Source organism: Microbacterium faecale, assembly GCF_014640975.1.
Classification (GTDB): domain Bacteria; phylum Actinomycetota; class Actinomycetes; order Actinomycetales; family Microbacteriaceae; genus Microbacterium; species Microbacterium faecale.
In genome coordinates this window covers 1,463,457-1,481,570 of record NZ_BMHO01000001.1, presented here as the reverse complement: position 1 = coordinate 1,481,570, position 18,114 = coordinate 1,463,457, and the positions used below count along the sequence as shown (strand labels likewise).

Below are 18,114 nucleotides of genomic sequence, written 5' to 3'. Positions count from 1 at the left end.
ACGGGAATAGTTGTGCCGACAACGATGTTGTCATATATAGTTGTACCAACAACCACATGGAGGACATCATGACCAACATCACCATCTTCGGCAACGGCAACATGGGCGCGGCGATCGACGCGATCTTCGCCAAGGGCGGCGCGGCCGTGCAGCACATCGGCAGCTCCGAGCATGACGCCGAGATCCAGGGCGACATCGTCGTCCTCGCCGTCCCCTACACCGCGCTCGAGCAGATCACCGCCGACTACGGCGACAAGCTCGCCGGCAAGACCGTCGTCGACATCACCAACCCCCTCGACTTCGCCACGTTCGACGCTCTCGTCGTCCCGACCGGCAGCTCGGCCGCCGCGGAACTGCAGAAGGCACTGCCGTCCGCGAAGGTCGTGAAGGCGTTCAACACGAACTTCGCCGGAACCCTCGCGTCCGGCCAGGTCGGGGACGTCGCGACGACCGTCCTCATCGCGGGAGACGACGCCAGCGCGAAGCAGGCGCTCGCCGATGCCGTCACGGCCGGTGGCGTCCGCGCGATCGACGCCGGTGCGCTGAAGCGCGCCCACGAGCTCGAGGCGGTCGGATTCCTGCAGCTCACGCTCGCGGCACAGGAGAAGGTGGCTTGGGATGCCGGATTCGCTGTCGTCAGCTGACGTGCGGCCCGCGCGCGACCTGCTCGCGGCCGACACCGCGATGGGCCCCGTCACGCTCCGCGTGGCGGACCTCGACGGGATGATCCGGTACTACACCGAGGGTGTCCCGCTCCGCGTTCTCACCGCCGTCGGCCCCACCGCGGTACTCGGCCGCGGGACGACCCCCGTGGTCGTCCTCGAGCATGCGCCGGAGCTGCGGCACGCGTCACCGCGCGACGCCGGCCTGTTCCACACGGCCATCCTGTTCGAATCCGAGCCGGCACTGGCCGCCGCCGTCGCGTCGGTCGCGCGCCACGCGCCGGGGACGTTCACCGGCAGCGCCGACCACCTCGTCAGCAAGGCGTTCTATTTCACCGACCCCGAGGGCAACGGCGTCGAACTCTACTGGGACCGCGACCGCACGGCGTGGAGTTGGACGCACGGGCAGGTCGAGATGGACGTGATCCGGCTCGACCCACAGGGATACCTGAGCGAGCACCTGACCGAAGCGGGCGCGGCGGATCCGATCGTCGGCGGCGCAAGCGTCGGCCACGTGCACCTCAGCGTCGGCGACGTCGAGACCGCGCGCCGGTTCTATGTGAATCAGCTCGGCTTCGAGACGACGCTCGACTGGAACGGCGCCCTGTTCGTCAGCGCCGGCGGTTACCACCACCACATGGCGATGAACGTCTGGAACAGCGCGGGTGCCGGCCGACGCGGCCGGACCCTCGGTCTGGGCACGGTCGACATCGCCCTCCCGACGCCCGATGACATCGGCGCCACGACCGAGCGCCTACGTCACCACGGCGTCGCGATCCGCGATGACGGCGCGACCGTCTCGTTCGAGGATCCGTGGGCGAACCTCGTTCGCCTATCCACGGCGGCGTGACCGCTCCAGCCCCGCCGATCCCCTCAGGGGCGGCGGGGCTCTGCGATGTCTAGATCAATTCGTCGCGCCGCCACATGCGGGCGGCGACGGCGAGATCGTCGGCGAACGACGACAGGCGCAGGGCCCGCGTCGTAAAGGCTGTCGCGCGATCCGGTTCCGTGGTCTCGTAGTCATCGGCGAGGTGGGTCGCGCCGGAGGCCTGTACCCGGCAGAACGCGGCCGCCCGGTCGAGGGCGAGCGCGAAGTCGCCCGTGAACGCGCCGCGCAGGATCGTGTCGATGAGCGCGACCAGCTCGTCCGGTGCCACCGGCGTTCGTGCCCCCGCGACCAGCGGATCCGTCGTGCGCAGCTCGCGGTGGCCGCGCTCGTACAGGAGCGAGGCCGTCCTCGGGTCGTCGTGGATGCTCAGCTGCACGAGATACAGCCGCCATAGGGATCCGGGCAGCGACTTCGCGGGCGAGCGCGCCCAGAGCTGCGCGATGTCGTCGATGCCGTGCGAATCCGTGAACGAGATCAGCCGCTCGACGACCGCGGGATCCTCCTCGTCGCGCACGCGCGCGAGGAGCGTCGTCGCGGTCGAGTGCGCCGCGCGCGACACCTCCGCCGGATCCTCAGAACTGAAGAGCCGATCGAAGGTGCCGGACGGCCGGAACACCGGCTTGGAGAACTCGTGGGACATCGCGTACCAGGGTACGCCCGTCAGCGGTCGCGTCGGGTGCCAGCCGCGGCGACGACCACCGACCAGACGGCTCCGGCGAAAATCGCCGCGGCGAGGAGGATCGCGAGGATCCCCAGAACGTCGGATCCGACGCCGCGCTCGGCGAGCAGCTGGACGACATCCGTGTTCAGCACGATCCCCCGGCCGAGGACCGTCGCCGACCAACTCACGACGAGCGTGGCGAGCACGATTCGCCACATGACCAGGGCCGTCGTCCAGCGGCGACGCTTCGCACGGATGACGACGAACACGGCCTCGGCGGCCATGATGACGAACAGGGCCGCCATCCACCATGGCCAGAGCTCAGCACTGAGCGCCGGGATCCACGCCTCGCCCGTCCAGACGAATCCGCGGAGCGCATCCCATACGAACGCGCCGGCGGCGAGCGCGAGGAAGACGAGCGACGCGATCGCGTCGGTCCACCCGCCCTCCTTCTCCGGCACCTCGGGAAGCTGATCGACGGTCCACATCGACGGGAGTTCCGCTCCGGTGCGTTCGATCACCGCGAAGATGAGCGTCGTCCAGAATGCGGTGTGCACGGCGACGCTGATCGCGAGGACGATCGCCTCGGCGAAGACGGTGCCGAACCCGGCGCCGGTGACCGCGTGCCCGATCGCGCCACCCACCGCGGCCAGGGGCGGAAGCGTCCACAGCAGGATCTTCATCAGCCGCATCCACGAGAGGTAGAAACGCGGACCGATCAGGTGCAGCGGCCGGTCGGCGAAACCGCTCGCCAGCACGGCGGGATCGCCCAGCTCGGTGAGCGCGGCGTGTTCCGCCTCGGCGGGCGACTCACCCTGCTCGATGCGAGCCTCGACGGCGTCCGCGATGGAGGCCTCGAGCTCGCGACGTACGTCGTCCTGCGCGGTCGCGGGCAGACGACGCACCGTCGCCTCGATATAGCGTTCGGTCAGCGTGGCGGTCATCGTGCTCACGTCCCTTCCTGGTCGAGTGACCCGATCGCGCGACTGAGCGCGCGCCATTCCCTGGTCATGTCTTCGGCGAGCCGCATCCCCTCATCGGAGGTGCGGTAGAACTTGCGCGGCCGCGATTCGGCGGTATCCCATTCGCTCCGCAGGAACCCCTGCTTCTCGAGGCGCCGCAGCAGCGGGTACAGCGTGTTGGCGTCGGTCGCGAACCCGCGATCGGCGAGCTGCTCGAGCAGCCCGTAGCCGTACCCCGGGCGCCGCAGCAGGGTGACGCACGCGAGCACCACGGTGCCGCGGCGCAGCTCCTGCAGGTGCAGATCGGATCCATCGCTCATGTCCACCACAATACTGTGCGTCACACACTATTGTCAATCACGCGATGACGTGCGTGCCGTTTGGGTGGCGTCGACCCCGGAAATCCGTACGCTGAGGGCATGAGCAACCTTGAGCGGTCCCCCGACCTCGCCCTGCTCGAGGCGGGCGAGCCATGCATCGACGTCGAGGTGCTGCTGCCGCGATCGGTGCCGCTCGGCGGGCCCCGCGCGATGCCGGTCTCGCGCACGCTCCCGCAACGCAAGCGCTCGCTCGTCGGATCCTGGTGCTTCCTCGACCACTACGGGCCCGACGACGTCTCGCTCACGGGCGGCATGCGCGTGCCGCGACACCCGCACACCGGGCTCGCGACAGTGTCGTGGGTCTTCAGCGGCGAGATCGATCACCTCGACTCGGGCGGCAACGCAGCGCGCGTGCGGCCCGGCGAGTTGAATCTCATGATCGCTGGACGCGGCATTACGCACCAGGAGATCTCGACGCCCGAGACGACCACGCTGCACGGCGTACAGCTCTGGTACGCCATGCCCGAGTCGACGCGCTTCTCAGAGAACCACTTCGCGCACTACGTCCCCGCCCCGGTCGCGCCCGCCCCCGGCGTCAGCGTGCGCGTGTTCCTCGGCGCGCTCGCCGGATCCGCCTCCCCGGTGGATACGAGAACACCCGACCTGCTGGGCGCGGAGCTCACGCTCGCGGCCGGCACGGAAGTGACGCTCGACGTCCGGCGCGATTTCGAACTCGCGGCACTCGCCGAGACCGGCGACGTCGTGGTCAACGGCACGACGATTCCGCACCGCGCCCTCGGGTATGCGCCGCTCGGCAGCGACACGCTGACGATCTCTGCACCGCGCGACGCGCGCGTCATCCTGCTGGGCGGGGTGCCCCTCGGAGAGCAGATCGTGATGTGGTGGAACTTCGTGGGCCGCTCGCACGACGAGGTCGCTGCGTTCCGCCAGCGCTACCAGGCCGAGCTCGGCTTCGAACCCGCGGGCGCTGAGCCGGATCCGCTCTTCGGTCAGTTTCCGGACGGCGAGCCCGACCCGCTTCCCGCTCCCGCCCTGCCGAACGTGCGGCTGCGCCCGCGCGAGTAAGGAGACGACATGTCCGATGAACGCTACGCAATCGAACACCGCGCAGATCAGAGCCGGTACGTGCTCCTCGACCGCCAATCGGGCGACGCGGAGATCGGCGAGGAGGAGTACGTCGACGTCGACGGCGATCGCGTGCTGTTCCACACCCGCGTCGACGAGGAATACGGCGGCCAGGGCCTCGCCTCCCGCCTGGTGCGCGAGACGGTCGCCGCTGCGGCGGCCGAGGGCCGAGCGATCGTGCCCGTCTGCCCCTACGTCAAGGCGTGGGCCGAGAAGCACCCCGACGCACCGCATGCGGTCGTGACCCCGACCCCCACCCACCTCCGGGCCGTCGCTGAACGTACGCGCTGACGCCCGAGGCGCTGTCAGAATGCGGGGGGCTCGTCCAGCGCGTGCCGGCGGAGGCGCGCCAAGTGGATCAGGTGCAGCAGGCCGATGACGACGCAGAGCCCCGCGGTCACAGCGAGCCCCGCGGTGAAGCTCGCGCCCGCGGCGATGAAGCCGACGACGAGCGAGCCGAGGCCCGTGCCGGTGTCGAATCCGATGTTCCAGGTCGTGCTCGCGACGTTGCGCAACCGGCTGGGCACTGCGGCGAACGACACGACGAGGGTGAGGTTCTGCAGCGCCCCGTATGCGAGGCCAACGAGCATCATCCCCGCGACGAGGGCGACGGGACTGCGCTCCGGAACGGTCACTGCCCATGCCGCGAGGCCCAGCCCCACCGCGCCGACCGCGAGGAGGGGCGAGATGAACCGGTGTGGCCCGAACTGATCGGCCAGACCGCCGGCGAGCCAACGCGAGAACGCCGTCACGCCCGTGAAGGCGAACAGTCCGATCACGACCGTCAGCGCACCGTAGCCGAACTGCGGCGCGAACGAGATGATCGCACCGCCCGGCGTCGTGATCGCCAACAGCACGAGAGCGGGCACACCCAATGCGAGCAGCACCCGCCCGCGGCTGACCGCCCGAGCGGGCCGGTGCTCATCCTCCGGCGTCTCTCCGGCCTTGTCGATGCGAGCCCCGAGCGCAGCAGCGAAGGGCGCGGCGGCCACGGGCAGACACCCGAGCACGAACACGATGCGGAAGTCGATCGACTCGGCGATCCACGCGGAGGTCGGAGTGAGCAGGAACTGCGGCACCGCGATCGACAGACCGTACACGCCGATGCCCCGTCCGCGGTGCGACGCCTCGACGAGGTGCGCGACCGCACTGGATCCGCAGACCGTGAGCACCGCGAACCCCGCACCGCGAACGGCCGAGAGCGCCAGGATCCCCCAGAGCTCATCGGTGAGCGCGAACAGCAGCGACGGCGCGCCCAGCAGCACCATCCCCACCACCAGCGTCACGCGCCACCCCAGCGTACGGAGCGCCCAGGGGACGGTCGTCTGCACCAGCACCGTCGCGAGCATCAGCACCGCGTTGACGAGGCCGGCACCGCCCTCATCCGCGCCGCCGCTGCGCGCCCAGAGCGGCGCGGTCGGAAGCAGCAGCGCATATCCGGCGAAACCGAGCGCCGAGGTCGCGAGCAGAGCCGGCATGCCCGGAACTCGCCAGACGGATCCGCGTGACCCGACATCCTCGACCATGTGTCGATTCTCCCTCATCCCGCACCCGGTAGCCTTGTTGCGATCGACACCAAATATGCGCGAAGGGAGCGGGCATGCAGACACGTGAGGCGCTCGTCGTCCGAGGCGGATGGGACGGGCATTTCCCCGTCGAGGCCACAGACCTGTTCATTCCATTCCTCGAAGCGAACGGCTTCGCGGTCCGAGTCGAGTCGTCGAACGAGATCTACGCCGATTCCGACGTGATGGCCCGCACGGACCTGATCCTGCAGTGCGTGACGATGTCCGAGATCTCGCGCGAGGCGTCGCAGGGCCTGCGAGCGGCCGTCGCGAACGGCACCGGCCTCGCGGGCTGGCACGGGGGAATCGCCGACTCCTACCGTGCGGACGCCGAGTATCTCCAGCTCATCGGCGGCCAGTTCGCGACGCACCCGTCGAAGCACCCCGACGAACTGAAGGACGACCCGTCCGATAACTACATTCCGCACCAGATCGAGATCACCGAGCTCGGGCGCGCGCACGAGATCACGTCGGGGATCGACGACTTCGGTCTCGTGACGGAGCAGTACTGGGTGCTCACCGACACCCTCAACGACGTGCTCGCCACGACGACGCATCCCGTCCAGCCGTACCACCCCTGGTCTCGGCCGGTCACGACGCCGGCTGTCTGGACCCGCGCGTGGGGCGAGGGCCGCGTGTTCGTCGCGACGCCCGGCCACGACCTCGATGTGCTGCGAAACGAGAGCGTCCGGACGATCATCGAACGCGGGCTGCTCTGGGCGCGCCGCGAGCCCGTCGCGTAGCCTCGCGTCGGTGATTCGCTGAGCATCTCGGAATTCGCCAACCGTCGCACTATTTCGGGCGATCTCGCGGCCTGCCCGCAAATTTCGAGATGCTCAGCGGCGGCGGCGCACGACTATGCCGCCGCGAGCGGGTCGCCGCGGTTGGCCACGCGTCTCAGCACCTCGGGGTACTCGAGCTGGCGAAGGTGCGGAGAGGCCAACTCGTGCCACGTGCGTGGCGCCGCCACCGTGGGGCGCCTCCTGCCGCGCAGCGAGTACGGGGCGACCGTGGTCTTCGAGGCATTGTTCTGGCTCCAGTCGATGAAGACCCGGCCGCCGCGTTCGGAGCGCTTCATGGCGCTCGTAACCTCGTCAGGACGGTCGGTCTCGAGCCGGCGCGCGAGCTCTTTCGCCAGCGCGGACGCCTCGTCGGACGTGCGTGAGCCGTCGAGCGGCGCGTAGACGTGGATCCCCTTCCCGCCACTCGTCGCGGGCACCGGGTCCAGCCCCTCGGCACGCAGTGCACGGCGGATCCGGAACGCGATCTGTGCGCACTGCTCGAGCGTCACCCCCTCCCCCGGGTCGAGATCGAACACGAGCCGATCAGGGGCGAGTTGCGTGCCGTCATCCCCGAAGCGCCACTGCGGCACGTGGAGCTCGAGCGCGGAGATCTGCCCCAGCCACACGAGCGTCGCCTCCTCGTTCGCGAGAGGGTAGGCGTTGACGTGGTCGCGGTGCTGGATCCGCTCCGTGCGCACCCAGTCCGGCGCGGCCCCGCCGAGATCCTTCTGAAAGAAGGTTGCGCCATCGCCGTCCTCGCCCACGCCGTCGGGCCAGCGCTTGCGCGTCAGCGCCCGGTCGCGGACGTGCGGCAACATTGTGTCGGCGATCGCGCGATAGTACGCGACCACGTCTGCCTTCGTCGTTCCCGTGGCCGGATAGACCGCCCTGTCCGCGCTCGTCACTCGGACCGCGTGTCCACCGACCTCGATCGTCATCTCTGAAGTGGCCACGTCTCCATGATGACCATCCGGCACAGAACCACGAGGGGGTTGACGGACCGTCCGCCGTGGGTCAGGAGACGATGGCGTCGGCCTCGACCTCGACGAGAACATCGGGCTCGAACAGATAGTCGACGCCGATACAGGACAGCGGTGGGAGCGGCTGGGGGATGCCGAGCTCCTCGACGACGGACTCGATGCCCGCCATGAACTCGCCATACTTCTCCAGCTGCCACGCGGTCACGTAGAACCGCAGTCGGACGACGTCGCGGAAGCTCGCTCCCGCACCTGCCAGGCCGCGCGCGGTGTTCCGCAGCGCGTGCGCCAACTGCCCGGCCAGATCCCCCGGCGCGAGTCGGTTCCCGTGTTCGTCGCGCGCGATCTGACCGGCCACGCTGATGTGCCGACCACCAGTCGCCACCGACACGTGATGGTACGGAACCGGCTGGAACATCCCGGGCGGGGTGGAGAGCGAAACCGTCATGAGAGATCCTTCTTCGTTGCGATGTGTAGGTATCTCCTGTATACGTGGTCTCCGAAGAGCACTTCAACGAGACCAGGTGTCGCCATGGAAACCACCCCCGCCGCCGCCGTTCATTCCCAGATCGCCGGAGAGCACCGCGCGCTGCTCGACGAGATCCTCGACAAGTGGTCGTTGCTCGTCCTCGACACGCTGTGCGAGCGCCCACATCGCTTCAACGAACTGCGGCGCGCCATTCCCACGGTGACGCAGAAATCGCTCACCGCCTCGCTACGCCGGCTCGAGCGCAACGGAATGGTGGAGCGCGAAGTCATCGACACCCGGCCGGTCGCCGTCGAATACCGCATCTCGGATCTCGGCCGCACACTGCAGGACCTCATCGATGCCCTGCTGATGTGGAGCACGGCGCACATGGCCGAGGTGACGCGGGCGCGCGACGCCTTCGATACGGAGTACGACGCGTGAGCGCCGGCAACGTGTCGGGATGTACTGGTGGGCCCAGCGGGGCTCGAACCCGCGACCCGCGGATTAAAAGTCCGATGCTCTGCCAACTGAGCTATAGGCCCGCACCGATTCTACGGCACGAGAGCGGGGCGAACGACACGCTCAGACGAGCTCCGCGCCGCCCGCCTCGAGTTCATCGAGGGCACGTGCACTCGAATCGGGGGCGACCCCCGCGATGAGGTGCGTGAAGACTCGCACCGAGACGCCGTGCACGAGCGCGTCGAGCGTGGTGGCACGGACGCAGTGGTCGGTCGCGAGCCCGACGACGTCGACGGCGTCAACGCCGTGTGCCTCAAGGAGGTCCGCGACGGTGCGCCCGTCCTCGTCCGATCCCTCGAACATCGAATAGGCCGGGATCCCCTGCCCCTTCTTGACGTGATGCGTCACGGCGGCGGGGTCGAACCACGGGTCGTATTCGGCACCGGGCGTGCCCGCCACGCAGTGCACGGGCCACGTGTCGACGAAGTCCGGGGTCTCGGAGAAGTGCCCGCCGTTGTCGTCGTCAGCGTTGTGCCAGTCGCGCGACGCGAGGATCGCAGCGTAGTCGGCTGCGTGTTCGCGAAGGTGCCGCGTGACACCGATCGCGACGGCGTCGCCGCCGGCGACAGCGAGCGCGCCGTCCTCCGTGAAGTCGTTCTGCACGTCGACGATGAGAAGTGCCCTGGCCATGCCTCGACTCTACGTCTCCCACGCGCCCGTGTCTCGATCGCGCGAGAGTTATGCGCGACCCGGCGAGGACTCGGTGAGCCTCTCGGCGCCGACGACATCGCGAAAGAACAGGGGATCCATCGGCTGGCCACGACGGATGACGCTCAGTGTTCCGGAGGGCTCGAAGATGACCGCTCCGACCTGGTCGGCGTGGGACACCCCCGACTGGCGCAGCCGCGAGTGCAGCTCGGGATACGAGACGTGGCAGCGGTCCATGTGGCGCTGCAGCACCTCCGAGCCCGCCATGATCAGCACGGGGCGGTTCACGACCAGCCATGACCCGAACCGCGTCTGCCGTATCACCCCGGACAGTGCCTGCAACGCCACGAGGGTGACGAGCGCGATCACGCCGCCCGCGAGTCGCGGAGATTCACCGAGAGCGGCGCGGGCGATGAGCCCGCCGAACGCGATCACGGCGGCGAGGTCGTAGCTCGACATCCCGGAGAGCATCCGCTGCCCCAGGATGCGGATGAGCACCACCAGCGCGACGTACATCCCGACCGTCGCGAGCGCGACCGCGCCCGCCTCGAGCCACGTGACTCCGAGCAGTTCCGCCACGGTGTTCCTCCCTCGTCTCTGCGATCAAGGGTATTGCCACCGGGCAGCGGCGTCAGGCGCGAACGGCCTCCGCGATCGGGACGGATCCGTTGCCGAACGCGATCGTCCGACGCACGGTCGACGGATCTGTGAGGACCGCCGCCGCGACCGCCGCGACATCGGCCCGCGCGACGCGGCCGTCCCCCGGCTCCGTCACCTCGATCAGGCCCGTCGGCTCATCGAGGGTGAGCGGGCCCGGGCCGAGGATCGTCCAGTCGAGGTCGGTGCCGCGCAGATGCTCGTCCGCCAGCGACTTGGCCTCGGCGTACGCGTAGAACGAATTGTCCGGTGCGACGCCGTGTTCGCGGCTCGCCCGCAGGTACGACACCATGACGTACCGAGACACGCCGGCGACCGACGCCGCCTCCATCGACCGGATCGCGGCATCGCGATCGACGGCGTACGTGCGCTCGGGATCCCCGCCGCCCGCGCCGGCCGCGAAGACCACCGCGTCGTGCCCGCGGACGAGGTCGGCCAGCCCCGCGACATCGAGACGCTCGATGTCGGCGACGACCGGTGTGGCTCCCGTTGCCGCGACCTCTTCTTCGTGATCGACATTGCGGAAGACGGACGTGACGTCGTCCCCGCGCTCCACGAGCAGCGGGGCGAGGCGCAGCGCCACCTTCCCGTGTCCTCCGATGATCAGAACGCGCGACATGGGGTGTCCTTCCGTGGTCGTTCGTGGGTTCTTCCCACGGTATCCCCGTCAGGGAGCGGTCGGGGCGTACTGCTCGAGGAACTCATAGACGTCCGTGGTGTCCACGCCCGGGAACGTGCCCGTCGGGAGCGTCGCGAGGAGCGTCCGGGGGGTCGCGACGTTCGGCCACGCTCCGTCGCGCCACTTTCCCGCGAGCTGCTCCGGCGGGCGGCGGCAGCACACGTCGTCGGCGTGACGCGAGACCCCGCGATTGAGGGTGTCGCGCCCAACGAACCACTTGGTGTCGTCGAACCGCACGCCGACGCTCACCGAGTGAGCACCCTGGCTCGAGTGCTCGACGCGCGCCGTGCACCAGAACGTACCTTCACCGGTGTCGGTGTACTGGAAGTAAGGGTTGAACCGGTCGTCCACGTCGAAGACGACGCGACTCGTCCAGCGTCGGCAGCAGAGCTGGCCTTCGATGGATCCGAGTCGGTCGGTGGGGAAGTTCACGTCGTCGTTCTCGTATGCCTTCGTGATCGTTCCCGATTCGTGCACCTTCAGGAAGTGCACGCGGAGATCGAGGTGGCGCGTGGCGAGGTTCGTGAATCGGTGCGCCGCGGTCTCGTACGACACCGAATACGCGTCGCGCAGGTCCTCGATCGAGATCGCGCGTCGCTTCTTCGCGTCGGAGAGCGCGTGCACCGCACGCTTCTCCGGGATGAGCAGCGCTCCGGCGAGGTAGTTCTGCTCGACGCGCTGGCGCAGGAACTCCGCGTACGAGGTCGGCTCCGAGTGGCCGAGCATGCGGCTCGCGAGCGCCTGCAGCATCGGCCCGCGCGGATCCGTCGACACGCTGTTCGGCAGGTACAGTCGGCCGTGCTTGAGATCCAGCACGCTGCGGGTCGACGCGGGCAGGTCAGGCACGTAGTGCAGGGTGACGCCGAGGTGCGCGGCGATCTCGCCGGCCGCCCGCTGGGTCAGCGGACCGCCCGTGTGGTCGACGGCGGCCAGGATCTCCTCGGCCGTGCGCTCCAGCTCGGGAAAGTAGTTGTCCTGGGCACGCATGAGGTGACGGAGCTCGAGGTTCGCTCGCCGTGCCTCCTCCGGCGTCGCCTGTCGCTCGTCACGCAGGCGATCGATCTCCCCCGTGAGTCGCAGCATCGCGGCGATCGCCTCGTCGGGCATCCCCTTGGGGATCCGAAACGGCTCGATTCCGAGCGCACGCAGCCGCGGCGAGCGCATCTCGCGTTCGAGGGCGATCTCGAGCTCGCTGCGCGGATCCAGCTCCTCCTGCGCGAGCAACGCGTCCGGCGCGACGCCAAGTTCGCGCGCGATCGCGCGCAGCATCGACAGGCGCGGCTCACGGCGGCCGTTCTCGATCATCGACAGCTGGCTCGGCGCACGCCCCACCGCCTCGGCGAGCTGAGCGAGCGTCATCTTCTTCGCCGTCCGCAGCGCGCGGATCCGTCGCCCCACCGCGATCGCGTCGGCCTCATCCGTCTCGTCCTCGAGCGTCGTCATGCCGCAGATTCTGCCACATGCATCCGCAGTACAGAAACTTCGCAATAGTTCTCTCCATGGATCCGCGTTCGGGCGCTGACCGTTCACGCATGGTGGTCCTATGACACGCGGTTCGCCGCACGAACGGAGGAGATCGAAGATGACCACCACCCCGCACCGTCCCGGTACGCAGACGCAGACGGCCGCCGACCTGCAGCTCGAGTGGGACGCGGACGCCCGATGGAACGACGTTCGTCGCGACTACACGGCCGAGGACGTCGTCCGCCTGCGCGGCAGCGTTCGAGAAGAGCCGACGCTTGCGCGCCGTGGTGCGGAGACGCTCTGGGAGCGCCTCACCACGGGTGAGTACGTGCGGGCACTCGGCGCCCTCACCGGCAACCAGGCGGTGCAGCAGGTGCGGGCCGGACTGCCGGCGATCTACCTGTCCGGGTGGCAGGTCGCGGCCGACGCGAATCTGTCCGGCCAGACCTACCCCGACCAGTCGCTGTATCCCGCGAACTCCGTGCCCGCGGTCGTCCGCCGCATCAACAACGCGCTCCTGCGGCAGGACCAGCTCGAGTCGGCGGAAGGTGCGCTCACGCGCGACTGGCTCGCGCCCATCGTCGCCGACGCGGAGGCGGGCTTCGGCGGATCCCTCAACGCCTACGAGCTCGCACACGGGATGATCCAGGCGGGCGCGGCGGGCATCCACTGGGAGGATCAGCTCGCGAGCGAGAAGAAGTGCGGGCACCTCGGCGGCAAGGTGCTCGTGCCGACGAGCCAGCACATCCGGACGCTGAACGCGGCGCGGCTCGCGGCCGACGTCGCCGGCGTTCCGACGATCCAGATCGCCCGCACCGACGCACTTGCGGCCGACCTGCTCACGAGCGACGTGGACGAGCGTGACCGCCCCTTCCTCACCGGCGAACGTTCGAGCGAGGGCTTCTACCGTGTGCGGAACGGCATCGACGCGGTCATCAGCCGCGGCCTCGCGTATGCGCCGTACGCGGATCTGCTGTGGGTCGAGACGGGCACGCCCGACATCGAACTGGCCCGCGAGTTCGCGAGCGCGGTCCACGCGGAGCACCCCGGCAAGATGCTCGCGTACAACTGCTCGCCGAGCTTCAACTGGGCGGCCGCGCTCTCGGACGGCGAGATCGCCACGTTCCAGGCCGAACTCGCCGAGCTGGGATACCGCTTCCAGTTCATCACGCTCGCGGGCTTCCATGCGCTGAATCACTCGATGTTCCAGCTCGCACGCGGCTACGCGGAGAACGCGATGACGGCGTACGTCGACCTGCAGAACGCCGAATTCGCCGCGGAGGCCGACGGCTACACCGCGACCCGTCACCAGCGCGAGGTCGGCACCGGCTACTTCGACCACGTGTCGAGCGCGCTCAACCCCGACGCCTCGACCCTCGCGCTCGCCGGCTCCACCGAGGCCGAGCAGTTCTGATCCGGCCGCCGACCGCGGCCCCCACGACACGCGTACACATCTTCTTGGAGCACGATCATGACCCTCATCGACACCACCGAACGCACCGCGAGAGAACGCAGCGACGAGCGGATCCGCGAGCGCACCTACCCCGCGATCTCGGTCACCGGACCGATGCGCGAGCGCTTCGAGCAGGTCCTCACTCCCGACGCACTCGCCTTCCTCGCCCAGCTGCACGATCTCTTCGCGGGCGCACGGTACGACCGCCTCGCCGCTCGTCTGCGTCACGGCTATGAGATCGGCAACGGCCACAACCCCACCTTCCGCGATGACACCAGTCGGATCCGCGAGCGCGACGACTGGCGGGTCGCGGGAGCCGGCCCGGGCCTCGAGGAACGGCGCGTCGAGATCACCGGCCCGACGGATCCGCGGATGACGATCAACGCGCTCAACTCGGGCGCGAACGTGTGGCTCGCCGACCAGGAGGACGCGACGAGCCCCACGTGGCAGAACGTCATCGGCGGCCAGCTGTCGCTCTATGACGCGATCCGAGGGCAGCTCGAGCACACCGCGCCGAACGGCAAGCACTATACGGTCACCGCCGAGCGGACGCCGACGATCGTGATGCGGCCTCGCGGATGGCATCTCGAGGAGCACCACCTGGTGTTCACCGACACGCACGGCCGCGAGATGCCGGCGTCGGGCTCGCTCGTCGACTTCGGGCTCTACATGTTCCATAACGCGCACGAGCTGATCCGGCGCGGGCGCGGGCCGTACTTCTACCTGCCGAAGATCGAGCAGGCGGAGGAGGCGAAGCTGTGGGACCAGGTGTTCGCGTTCTCGGAGCAGTACCTCGGGCTCCCCCACGGGGTGATCCGCGCGACCGTGCTCATCGAGACGCTCCCGGCGGCGTTCCAGATGGAGGAGATCCTGTACGAGCTGCGCGATCACTGCGCCGGGCTCAACGCGGGTCGCTGGGACTACATCTTCTCGATCATCAAGACCTATCGCGGACGCGGGTCACGCTTCGTGCTGCCCGATCGCAACGAGGTCACGATGACGGTCGGGTTCATGCGCGCCTACACCGAACTCCTCGTGAAGACGTGTCACCGCCGCGGCGCGTATGCCATCGGCGGCATGAGCGCGTTCATCCCGAACCGGCGCGACGAGGAGGCGAATCGCAACGCTCTCGAGAAGGTCGCGAGCGACAAGAAGCGCGAGGCGACGGACGGGTTCGACGGTACGTGGGTCGCCCACCCCGACCTGATCCCCGCAGCACGCGCGGAGTTCGATCGTGTGCTGGGAGACCGACCGCACCAGCTCGACCGGCAGCGCGACGACGTCGACGTGCGCGAGCGGCACCTGCTCGACCTCACCATCGGACGCGGCATCACGGACGCCGGTGTGAGGGGCAACGTCGACGTCGCGATCCGCTACATCGAGGCCTGGCTGCGCGGCCAGGGCGCGGTCGCCATCAACAACCTCATGGAGGACGCGGCCACCGCCGAGATCTCGCGCTCGCAGATCTGGCAGTGGATCCGGCAGGATCGCGTCACCGAAGAGGGCTCGATCATCACGCATGAGTTCGTCTCGGGTCTCGTCGATGACGTGCTCGCCTCGGCGGAGCGCGCGGACGGCGACCGGTTCGACGACGCCGCCGCCGTGTTCCGCGACGTCGCACTGTCGAGTACCTTCGCTCCGTTCCTGACGACGAAGGCCTATGCGACGCACCTGGTCGAACGCCGTTGACCCTCCCTCGGAGAAGAGCCCGTTCCTCGGAGCATCCGCCCGTGCGGATCCGCGGAACGGGCTCTTCCCCGTCCGGGCGGCACCGCGCCGTCGGCGAAGAAGACGGCGGCTGAACGTCACGATGCATCGTCGGGTGTAACATCGCCGACGTGTTCCAGCGAATGACCCTTCGGGGAGTGAGGAGGTCGTCGACGCGCACAGCGTCGGCGGGCCGCAGAGCCTGACCAGGCTCCTCCTCTCGCGTGCTCCGATTCGTGAGCCGCGCACTCCTTCGTCATTCCTGAACAGAAAGCTCTTTCGTCATGCAGTTCATCGACGCTGCCCGTATCCGGGCGGCCTTTGCCAATGTTTCCCTGCGCGAGCGCAAGGCCATTCCCCTCCCCGATCTCGACGCCATCGCCTGGGAGGATCTCGACTTCCTCGGGTGGCGAGATCCCAAGCTCCCGCTCGTCGGCTACGTCATCACGATGATCGATGACGAGCCCGTCGGTCTGCTCATGCGTCAGGCCGAGCAGACCCCGCACGCCCGGACGCAGTGCGTGTGGTGCGCCGACGTGAAACTGCCGAACGACGTCGTCATGTTCAGCACCAAGCGCGCCGGCGCGGCAGGACGCCGCGGCAACACCGTCGGCACGTACGTCTGCGCCGAGTTCGAGTGCAATCGCAACGTGCGACGGAAGCCGGTCGCCGCGTATCACGGCTTCGATGTCGAGGCCGCGCGTCAGTCGCGCATCGCGACGCTTCGCGCGAATGTCGCCCGCTTCGTGCGAGACATCACGTCGACCGTCTGATCCCGCATGCGCGAGACTGGATCCATGACAGCGGATCTCGAGGCGCGCCCTGGTGGGTCCGTCGGCCTGCGGCTCGCGCAGCCGGCGGCCCTCGTCGCGATCATGTGGGCCGTCTTCCTGCTCGACGCCGTCCTGCCCGGCAGCTTCAATCGCGTCGCGGGCATCGAATCGTGGGCGTTCCGCGGGCTCGACGGGGTGCTGCTGTCGCCACTGCTGCACGGCGACCTCGCGCACCTCATCGCGAACACGGTGCCGTTCGCGATCCTCGCCGGGCTGGCCGCGCTCGACGGCGTCGGGCGCTTCTGGGCGGTCACCGCGATCATTGCGGGAGTCGCCGGGGTCGGCACCTGGGTCGTGAACGCGCCAGGCACGCTGACGGTTGGCGCGTCGGGCCTCGTGTTCGGTTACTTCGGGTACCTGCTGCTGCGCGCGTTCGTCGCCCCCTCGCTCGGGCGCGGGATGCTGTACGCGATCATCGCCATCGCGGTCGGCGTCGCGTACGGCGGCACGATGTTCTCGGGGATTCTGCAGGCCGGCGACGGCGTCTCCTGGCAGGCGCATCTGTTCGGCGCTCTCGGCGGCGCGGGCGCAGCCTTCGCGCTGCGTCCACGGCGGCCTGCGCGACCGCGCCGTCGCTGACCGGGTTGTCGGCGATCGACAATGCGCTGTCGGGCGGGGCGCGTCGCCGGATAGCATCGCGGATCGTGAACGTTCTCTGGCGCACCCTGATCGTGATGGTCCGCTCGACGCTGCGCAAGCGGCGCGACGGCCGGACGCCGATGACCGATGTCGGGCGGATCCGTCTCACGACGCTCCCCACGGATCTCGACATCCTGCGGCACATGAATAACGGGAGATACCTCTCGCTGTTCGACCTCGGCCGGTGGGATCTCATGATCCGCACGGGCCTCTTCGACGTCCTGCGCGCACACGGCTGGTACGGCGTCGTCTCGAACGAGACCATCACGTTCCGCAAGCCCCTGCTGCCCTTCCAGCGCTTCGAGCTGCAGACGAAGTGGGTCGGCCAGGACGACCGCGCGCTGTACCTGGAGCATCGCGCCGTTGTCGACGGCGAGGTCTATGCCCAGGCCGTCATACGCGCCCGCATGGTCCGGCGCACGGGCGGCGTCGTGCCGCACGACGAACTCTTCGCGGCCCTCGAGATGCCGCACGATCTGCCGCAGGTCGACGCATGGATCCACGACTGGTCCGAAGCCGCGCGCCTGCCGAGCACCAGGCGTCCCGCGCCGAGCGACTGGAGCTGATGCTCAGCTCGCCGCAGCGCGACGATGCCCCTACCGCGATCAGGGCCTGCCCGAGGGTGTGTGTCGCCCTCACCGCGGGGCTCGTCCACGCGGGCATCGCCCCAGGGAGGAAGAGACGGAACGCGAGGATCTTATCCGAGACGAGGAACGCTATGCCACCAACCGCGACGAGCGTGTGACAGCGCAGCGCGAACGCCGCCGTGAGCCCGAGGACGATGCCGTACGCGGCGACCGCGATTGTGAGCGCGCCCAGATGCGACAGGAGGACCACGAGGATCCCGCCCCACCAGACGACGTAGACCAGCGCCAGCCGCGGCAGCCGGCGGACCGACGCGGAGCGCCAGAACAGCGCGACGTGCAGAAGAAGTTCGTGGAGCCACCTGTCGGAATCGAACCGACGACCTATTCATTACGAGTGAATCGCTCTGCCGACTGAGCTAAGGTGGCGTCTCGCGCCGCGCGAGCGGCACGAGCATCTATATTACCCGCCGCCCACCGCCCGCGCGAATCGAGGTT

Annotated in this window: 21 protein-coding genes, 2 tRNA genes and 1 pseudogene; 11 read left to right on the top strand and 13 right to left on the bottom strand. The window is 69.0% G+C overall.

Going from position 1 to position 18,114, the window contains the following annotated elements; all coding sequences use genetic code 11:
• The first annotated feature begins 68 nt into the window (after positions 1-68).
• Positions 69-644, top strand: coding sequence for an NADPH-dependent F420 reductase (locus IEW87_RS07065; protein WP_188711564.1), 576 nt, complete (start codon positions 69-71; stop codon positions 642-644).
• On the top strand, positions 619-1,512 hold the full coding sequence (locus tag IEW87_RS07060; protein ID WP_229731003.1) for a VOC family protein: 894 nt from the start codon (positions 619-621) through the stop codon (positions 1,510-1,512). The genes IEW87_RS07065 and IEW87_RS07060 overlap by 26 nt, the downstream gene beginning before the upstream one ends.
• Before the next feature lie 49 nt (positions 1,513-1,561).
• Here the strand turns inward: IEW87_RS07060 and IEW87_RS07055 are convergent, their stop codons facing one another.
• From IEW87_RS07055 to IEW87_RS07045, 3 genes are read right to left on the bottom strand one after another with little or no spacing between them, the layout of a single operon-like run.
• Entirely contained in the window at positions 1,562-2,191 is a 630-nt protein-coding gene (locus IEW87_RS07055) for a DNA-directed RNA polymerase subunit beta (RefSeq protein ID WP_188711563.1), read from the bottom strand.
• Between the two features lie 20 nt (positions 2,192-2,211).
• Positions 2,212-3,156: a permease prefix domain 1-containing protein gene (locus IEW87_RS07050; RefSeq protein ID WP_229731181.1), complete on the bottom strand. Its 945-nt coding sequence runs from the start codon at positions 3,154-3,156 to the stop codon at positions 2,212-2,214.
• A 5-nt stretch (positions 3,157-3,161) separates the two neighbouring features.
• A complete protein-coding gene (locus IEW87_RS07045; protein WP_188711561.1) occupies positions 3,162-3,494 on the bottom strand; it encodes a PadR family transcriptional regulator in 333 nt (110 codons plus the stop codon).
• Positions 3,495-3,593: 99 nt separating this feature from the next.
• On the opposite strand from IEW87_RS07045, the gene IEW87_RS07040 reads away from it, so the two are divergent.
• Both IEW87_RS07040 and IEW87_RS07035 read left to right on the top strand, forming a co-directional pair.
• Positions 3,594-4,580: a pirin family protein gene (locus IEW87_RS07040; protein ID WP_188711560.1), complete on the top strand. Its 987-nt coding sequence runs from the start codon at positions 3,594-3,596 to the stop codon at positions 4,578-4,580.
• A gap of 9 nt (positions 4,581-4,589) precedes the next feature.
• Positions 4,590-4,931: a GNAT family N-acetyltransferase gene (locus IEW87_RS07035; RefSeq protein ID WP_188711559.1), complete on the top strand. Its 342-nt coding sequence runs from the start codon at positions 4,590-4,592 to the stop codon at positions 4,929-4,931.
• Between the two features lie 14 nt (positions 4,932-4,945).
• Here IEW87_RS07035 and IEW87_RS07030 read toward each other — a convergent pair whose 3' ends face one another.
• Entirely contained in the window at positions 4,946-6,166 is a 1,221-nt protein-coding gene (locus tag IEW87_RS07030) for an MFS transporter (RefSeq protein ID WP_188711558.1), read from the bottom strand.
• 74 nt (positions 6,167-6,240) lie between these two features.
• On the opposite strand from IEW87_RS07030, the gene IEW87_RS07025 reads away from it, so the two are divergent.
• Positions 6,241-6,948, top strand: coding sequence for a ThuA domain-containing protein (locus IEW87_RS07025; protein ID WP_188711557.1), 708 nt, complete (start codon positions 6,241-6,243; stop codon positions 6,946-6,948).
• A 113-nt stretch (positions 6,949-7,061) separates the two neighbouring features.
• Here IEW87_RS07025 and ligD read toward each other — a convergent pair whose 3' ends face one another.
• Both ligD and IEW87_RS07015 read right to left on the bottom strand, forming a co-directional pair.
• Positions 7,062-7,940: a non-homologous end-joining DNA ligase gene (ligD, locus tag IEW87_RS07020; RefSeq protein ID WP_229731002.1), complete on the bottom strand. Its 879-nt coding sequence runs from the start codon at positions 7,938-7,940 to the stop codon at positions 7,062-7,064.
• Positions 7,941-8,001: 61 nt separating this feature from the next.
• Positions 8,002-8,412, bottom strand: coding sequence for a RidA family protein (locus IEW87_RS07015; protein ID WP_188711556.1), 411 nt, complete (start codon positions 8,410-8,412; stop codon positions 8,002-8,004).
• Positions 8,413-8,496: 84 nt separating this feature from the next.
• Between IEW87_RS07015 and IEW87_RS07010 the strand changes: the two genes are divergently transcribed.
• Complete coding sequence (locus IEW87_RS07010) at positions 8,497-8,874, top strand: winged helix-turn-helix transcriptional regulator (protein WP_188711555.1); 378 nt, start codon at positions 8,497-8,499, stop codon at positions 8,872-8,874.
• A 25-nt stretch (positions 8,875-8,899) separates the two neighbouring features.
• Here the strand turns inward: IEW87_RS07010 and IEW87_RS07005 are convergent.
• The 5 genes from IEW87_RS07005 to IEW87_RS06985 all read right to left on the bottom strand — a co-directional run bounded on the left by IEW87_RS07005 (position 8,900) and on the right by IEW87_RS06985 (position 12,379).
• A tRNA-Lys gene (locus IEW87_RS07005) sits at positions 8,900-8,975 on the bottom strand.
• A gap of 40 nt (positions 8,976-9,015) precedes the next feature.
• Complete coding sequence (locus IEW87_RS07000) at positions 9,016-9,582, bottom strand: isochorismatase family protein (RefSeq protein WP_188711554.1); 567 nt, start codon at positions 9,580-9,582, stop codon at positions 9,016-9,018.
• A 48-nt stretch (positions 9,583-9,630) separates the two neighbouring features.
• On the bottom strand, positions 9,631-10,179 hold the full coding sequence (locus IEW87_RS06995; RefSeq protein WP_188711553.1) for a DUF421 domain-containing protein: 549 nt from the start codon (positions 10,177-10,179) through the stop codon (positions 9,631-9,633).
• A 52-nt stretch (positions 10,180-10,231) separates the two neighbouring features.
• Positions 10,232-10,876 (bottom strand): SDR family oxidoreductase, encoded by a 645-nt coding sequence (locus IEW87_RS06990; RefSeq protein ID WP_188711552.1) that lies wholly within the window; start codon positions 10,874-10,876, stop codon positions 10,232-10,234.
• Positions 10,877-10,924: 48 nt separating this feature from the next.
• Positions 10,925-12,379, bottom strand: coding sequence for an XRE family transcriptional regulator (locus tag IEW87_RS06985; RefSeq protein ID WP_188711551.1), 1,455 nt, complete (start codon positions 12,377-12,379; stop codon positions 10,925-10,927).
• Positions 12,380-12,518: 139 nt separating this feature from the next.
• Between IEW87_RS06985 and aceA the strand changes: the two genes are divergently transcribed.
• From aceA to IEW87_RS06960, 5 genes are all read left to right on the top strand, one after another.
• A complete protein-coding gene (gene aceA / locus IEW87_RS06980; protein ID WP_188711550.1) occupies positions 12,519-13,814 on the top strand; it encodes an isocitrate lyase in 1,296 nt (431 codons plus the stop codon).
• 57 nt (positions 13,815-13,871) lie between these two features.
• Positions 13,872-15,542, top strand: coding sequence for a malate synthase A (aceB, locus tag IEW87_RS06975; RefSeq protein WP_188711549.1), 1,671 nt, complete (start codon positions 13,872-13,874; stop codon positions 15,540-15,542).
• Between the two features lie 302 nt (positions 15,543-15,844).
• The gene (locus IEW87_RS06970) at positions 15,845-16,333 is read left to right on the top strand and encodes an FBP domain-containing protein (RefSeq protein WP_188711548.1); all 489 of its coding nucleotides are present in this window, start codon (positions 15,845-15,847) and stop codon (positions 16,331-16,333) included.
• Positions 16,334-16,357: 24 nt separating this feature from the next.
• A complete protein-coding gene (locus IEW87_RS06965; protein WP_188711547.1) occupies positions 16,358-16,972 on the top strand; it encodes a rhomboid family intramembrane serine protease in 615 nt (204 codons plus the stop codon).
• A gap of 65 nt (positions 16,973-17,037) precedes the next feature.
• A complete protein-coding gene (locus IEW87_RS06960; protein WP_188711546.1) occupies positions 17,038-17,598 on the top strand; it encodes an acyl-CoA thioesterase in 561 nt (186 codons plus the stop codon).
• 40 nt (positions 17,599-17,638) lie between these two features.
• Here IEW87_RS06960 and IEW87_RS15215 read toward each other — a convergent pair.
• Together IEW87_RS15215 and IEW87_RS06950 are read right to left on the bottom strand one after the other, a co-directional pair.
• Positions 17,639-17,959 (bottom strand): annotated as a pseudogene (locus tag IEW87_RS15215) (lysoplasmalogenase family protein); the annotation flags it as partial.
• A 10-nt stretch (positions 17,960-17,969) separates the two neighbouring features.
• Positions 17,970-18,045 (bottom strand) — tRNA-Thr (locus IEW87_RS06950).
• Positions 18,046-18,114 lie beyond the last annotated feature (69 nt).

What these genes read in the sequence shown, in the direction of transcription:
- IEW87_RS07045 (WP_188711561.1), bottom strand. Translation starts at nt 3,494, where the DNA reads ATGAGCGATGGATCCGATCTGCACCTGCAGGAGCTGCGCCGCGGCACC.
- IEW87_RS06990 (WP_188711552.1), bottom strand. Translation starts at nt 10,876, where the DNA reads ATGTCGCGCGTTCTGATCATCGGAGGACACGGGAAGGTGGCGCTGCGC.
- IEW87_RS07035 (WP_188711559.1), top strand. Translation starts at nt 4,590, where the DNA reads ATGTCCGATGAACGCTACGCAATCGAACACCGCGCAGATCAGAGCCGG.
- IEW87_RS07040 (WP_188711560.1), top strand. Translation starts at nt 3,594, where the DNA reads ATGAGCAACCTTGAGCGGTCCCCCGACCTCGCCCTGCTCGAGGCGGGC.
- IEW87_RS07065 (WP_188711564.1), top strand. Translation starts at nt 69, where the DNA reads ATGACCAACATCACCATCTTCGGCAACGGCAACATGGGCGCGGCGATC.
- IEW87_RS06985 (WP_188711551.1), bottom strand. Translation starts at nt 12,379, where the DNA reads ATGACGACGCTCGAGGACGAGACGGATGAGGCCGACGCGATCGCGGTG.
- aceB (WP_188711549.1), top strand. Translation starts at nt 13,872, where the DNA reads ATGACCCTCATCGACACCACCGAACGCACCGCGAGAGAACGCAGCGAC.
- IEW87_RS07000 (WP_188711554.1), bottom strand. Translation starts at nt 9,582, where the DNA reads ATGGCCAGGGCACTTCTCATCGTCGACGTGCAGAACGACTTCACGGAG.
- IEW87_RS07030 (WP_188711558.1), bottom strand. Translation starts at nt 6,166, where the DNA reads ATGGTCGAGGATGTCGGGTCACGCGGATCCGTCTGGCGAGTTCCGGGC.
- IEW87_RS06970 (WP_188711548.1), top strand. Translation starts at nt 15,845, where the DNA reads ATGCAGTTCATCGACGCTGCCCGTATCCGGGCGGCCTTTGCCAATGTT.
- IEW87_RS06965 (WP_188711547.1), top strand. Translation starts at nt 16,358, where the DNA reads ATGACAGCGGATCTCGAGGCGCGCCCTGGTGGGTCCGTCGGCCTGCGG.
- IEW87_RS07015 (WP_188711556.1), bottom strand. Translation starts at nt 8,412, where the DNA reads ATGACGGTTTCGCTCTCCACCCCGCCCGGGATGTTCCAGCCGGTTCCG.
- IEW87_RS07010 (WP_188711555.1), top strand. Translation starts at nt 8,497, where the DNA reads ATGGAAACCACCCCCGCCGCCGCCGTTCATTCCCAGATCGCCGGAGAG.
- IEW87_RS07060 (WP_229731003.1), top strand. Translation starts at nt 619, where the DNA reads ATGCCGGATTCGCTGTCGTCAGCTGACGTGCGGCCCGCGCGCGACCTG.
- aceA (WP_188711550.1), top strand. Translation starts at nt 12,519, where the DNA reads ATGACCACCACCCCGCACCGTCCCGGTACGCAGACGCAGACGGCCGCC.
- IEW87_RS07055 (WP_188711563.1), bottom strand. Translation starts at nt 2,191, where the DNA reads ATGTCCCACGAGTTCTCCAAGCCGGTGTTCCGGCCGTCCGGCACCTTC.
- IEW87_RS07050 (WP_229731181.1), bottom strand. Translation starts at nt 3,156, where the DNA reads ATGACCGCCACGCTGACCGAACGCTATATCGAGGCGACGGTGCGTCGT.
- IEW87_RS07025 (WP_188711557.1), top strand. Translation starts at nt 6,241, where the DNA reads ATGCAGACACGTGAGGCGCTCGTCGTCCGAGGCGGATGGGACGGGCAT.